This is a genomic window from Cupriavidus sp. 05N39, assembly GCF_056397325.1.
Genome location: NZ_JBFTNE010000219.1, coordinates 1 through 3309, shown reverse-complemented (window position 1 = coordinate 3309; position 3309 = coordinate 1). Strand labels below are relative to the sequence as shown.

At 68.6% G+C, this 3309-nt stretch carries 4 protein-coding genes; 2 read left to right on the top strand and 2 right to left on the bottom strand.

Annotated elements, in window-relative coordinates; translation table 11 throughout:
* Nucleotides 1-1145 (bottom strand): tyrosine-type recombinase/integrase (locus AC1DN0_RS40725; protein ID WP_477146587.1); only part of this gene is annotated, 1145 nt, incomplete at its 3' end.
* A gap of 125 nt (nucleotides 1146-1270) precedes the next feature.
* On the opposite strand from AC1DN0_RS40725, the gene AC1DN0_RS40720 reads away from it, so the two are divergent.
* Nucleotides 1271-2332 carry a DNA-binding protein gene (locus tag AC1DN0_RS40720; RefSeq protein WP_477146586.1) on the top strand — a complete coding sequence of 354 codons (1062 nt, stop codon included), beginning with the start codon at nucleotides 1271-1273 and terminating at the stop codon, nucleotides 2330-2332.
* Nucleotides 2333-2593: 261 nt separating this feature from the next.
* Nucleotides 2594-2851 (top strand): H-NS histone family protein, encoded by a 258-nt coding sequence (locus tag AC1DN0_RS40715; RefSeq protein WP_441636115.1) that lies wholly within the window; start codon nucleotides 2594-2596, stop codon nucleotides 2849-2851.
* A gap of 126 nt (nucleotides 2852-2977) precedes the next feature.
* Here AC1DN0_RS40715 and AC1DN0_RS40710 read toward each other — a convergent pair.
* Nucleotides 2978-3309 (bottom strand): carbonic anhydrase (locus AC1DN0_RS40710; protein ID WP_477146585.1); only part of this gene is annotated, 332 nt, incomplete at its 5' end.

The following is a 3309-nucleotide window of genomic DNA, read 5'->3' as shown; positions in this document are numbered from 1 at the left end:
GCGTGCCCGAAATTGTCCCGCACGAAACGCAGGTCCACCTGCTGGTCGGTCATGTGCGACCCCGCGGTATGGCGCAGCCAGTGCGCCGAGGCGCTGGCGAGCACCGCGGCCCGGCTTTCCCACTCGGGGCCGCGCGCGCGCAGGCGCGCGGCGGCCATCCCGAACACCTCCTTCAGCACCAGATGCAGCGCGCCGCGTGACAAGGGTTTTTCCTTGCCGATGATCGGCAGCACGATGGGGCGCGCCTCACCAGGATGCGGTGCCGGCGGCAGGCCGTACGCCTCGCGATAGCGCGCCAACTCCMCGATCAGTTCGTCCGTGGCCGGCACCAGCCGCGTCTTGTTGCCCTTRCCGGTCACCTCCAGCCACCAGCGCTCCACGCCGTCGCGGTCACGCCGGCAGAAGAAGGCGCCCATGCGGGTCTCGGCCACCTCGGCCGCGCGCAGGCCGCCGAGATACAGCACCGTGAAGAGCCAGCGGCAGCGCGCCGCGTGCAGCCGGTCGCGCTCGGTGGCRGTGTCGTTCGCACCCGGCATCGCCTCGATGGTGTCCTTGACCACCTGCCACATCTCGTGGCTCAGGTAGCGCGTGACCCTGGGCTTGGACTGGCCGCGCCGGTTGCGTGCCAGCGAGAGCGGATTGCCGGCCAGGTAGCCGGCGTCCACCAGCCAGGCGAACAGCGTATTGAGGATCACCATCGCGTGCCGCGCGCTGGCCGGGGAGAGCGGGCCGGCGAACGGCCGCCAGTCCGGCGCACCGCGCGCGAGCTTTTTGCGCGACGCCATGACCCAGCGCCAGGCGGGCTGGGGATCGGCCAGGAAACGCTCGTACAGCAGCAGGTCCTCATGGGTGAGCGACGACAGCGGCTTGCCGTGCTGCATCACGGCCCACAGCAGCAGCCGCTCCACCTCGCGCCGATAGGTCTGCAGGGTGGCCGGCGTGTCGGTATAGCGTGCCAGCCAGGCGGTGACGGCGGCCAGATCGTCAGTGGCCGAGATCTGCGGGGTGCCGCCGCGCGCCCGGTTGCTGCCGGCGGCGCCGGACAGCGCGGCGGGCAGGCGCAGGCGCTCGATCGGGGTGGCGGGTAGGGCCGTGAAGGCAGTGTGGGGGAGCGCGGTGGGTTCCATCGGTGCGGCGGGCGTCATGGCGTGAGCGTAGACGTAATTATAGACAGAAGCCCACTTATGTCTAAAKATTTKCAATWTTACTCARTAAATTMAYGTATTACGTAGTAATATTTATTGAAACTGACCTCGTGCGCCGCCCAAACATGACTGCCAGCCCCGAATCCACGCCGCTCGACGCCGCTCCCGACGCCGCCCTGCAGGCCACGCTCGCCGCCGACGTGGCGACCCTGCGCTCGCAGCTCCCCGAGACCCGCGCGCTCTACCGCGAGGTCTGCGCCCTGTTGTTCTTCCGGTACGGCATCACGCCCACCGCCAACAAGCTCTACGGYYTGGTGCGCAAGGGCAGCATGGGCACGCCCACCGAGGTGCTGGCGCAGTTCTGGGCGGACCTGCGCGGCAAGATGCGCGTGACCATCGACCACCCCGGGCTGCCGGAGGCGCTCAAGGCGATCGCGGCCGACGCCGTGCAGTCGATCTGGCAGGCCGCCAACGAGGCGGCCGCCGGCGAATTGGCCGCCTTGCGGGCCGAAGCGCGGCTGCAGGCGAGCGAGGCGGAAGCGCAGCGCGACCTGGCGCGGGCCGCGGTGGTGGTGGCCGAGCAGGAGACCGCCGCCGTGCAGGCCGGGCTCGACGCGGAGCAGAGCGCACGCGCGGCGCTGCAGGGGGAACTGGACGCCGAGCGCCAGGCCCACGCCGCCGCGCGGGCGCGTCAGGAGGCGGGGCAGCGCCAGATCGAGGCGCTCGAGCGGCAATTGGGAGAGTTGCGTACCCAATTCTCGAYGGAGCTGGAACGCACCCGCGAGCAGGTGGCCGTCGCGCAGGAGCGAGCCAGCGCCACCGAGCGCCGCGCGCTGCGCGAGATCGACCAGGAGCGCACGCTGCGCCAGAAGGGCGAGCAGGCGGTCGCGGACCTGCGCGCCGAACTGGCGGCCGTGCAGGCGAAGGCGCAAGATGCCGCCGTGGCCGGCGCCGAGGMGCGGGCGCGGTTGCAGGCCGAGCGCGACACGCTCAGCCGGCAACTGGCGGAGGCAGAGCAGGCGCTCGGACGAGGGCAGRCGGCGCAAGAAGGGCTGCGGGCCGAACTGGCAGCGGCRCTAAGACGGGCCGAGCGCGCGCAAGCGGAAGCCAATGCGACGCGCCACCAGGCGACCGCCAGGCGCCGCGCGCCGACCACACGCACCAAGTTCAAGCCGGGGTCGGCCTGAGGGGGCACCCGAGGGAGGGGATTTGTCCACCGCGCCACGGGATAAGCCTGTGCACAAACCGYGCGAGGACCAGATGCCCGGCGGGCTCCTCGGGTCTGATTAGTTTTTGAGCGGCGGGGTGACCACGTGATTCCCAATCCCCAAGGGAGCAGGTTGCTTTACACCAGCGATCCGCCGGCACAATGTTGAGGCCTAACGGTCTTTGAGACGACAACGCAGGATCCTGCTCCGCAGCTTCCTCAAATCTGTGCACCTAAAATGATGTCGATCGAAATCGAGCGCGCGGAAGCGATCACCTGGATCCGCATCCAGATGGCCCAGCATGGGCTGAGCCTGTCCGACCTGCTGGCCGCCGGCTGCTTTGCCGAGTCGCCTCCGCGCCCAACGCCTGGTGCGGTGCGCTACCGCAACGCGCACGGGCAGGGCTGGGACGGCCGCGGCGCCATGCCGGACTGGTTGCAGCGGGCGGTCAACGCCGGGCAGTCCGTGGAACATTTCCGCGTCGGTCTGACCGAGTGATTGCGCATGGCTACGGTCAGCTTGGCTTTGGTGATCGCGGTGAGTGCATCCTGGATTGGTCTCACATCGCCATGCGGGCACCTGGTCAAGTGGCTCCCTGTTACATCGAGTCGCTGCCAACTTCTCTCACACCTGTCCGCGATTGCGCGAAGCCACAGCAACAGTTGTCGGCGACTCGGCGAGCGGTACGAATCGTCGTGTTGGGCCGTCGAGGGYATCGATGCTACCCTTCTCGATGTCGTAAACCCATCCGTGCAGATTCATGCGCCCCTGTTCGAGTGCAAGTGCCACGGACGGATGGGTGTGTAGATTGGCCAACTGCGCGATCACGTTCTCTCTGACGAGACTGTCGAGCTTGGCGCGAGGGGTATCGAACTGATACGCCGCATTGATCGCTTTCGCAGCATCTGCATGACGCAACCAGCTCGCGACTGCCGGCAGGTGATCAAGACATGTGC

Bases quoted from the DNA above. Each gene is read 5' to 3' on its own strand.
- AC1DN0_RS40715 (WP_441636115.1), top strand. From the start codon at position 2,594: ATGTCGATCGAAATCGAGCGCGCGGAAGCGATCACCTGGATCCGCATC.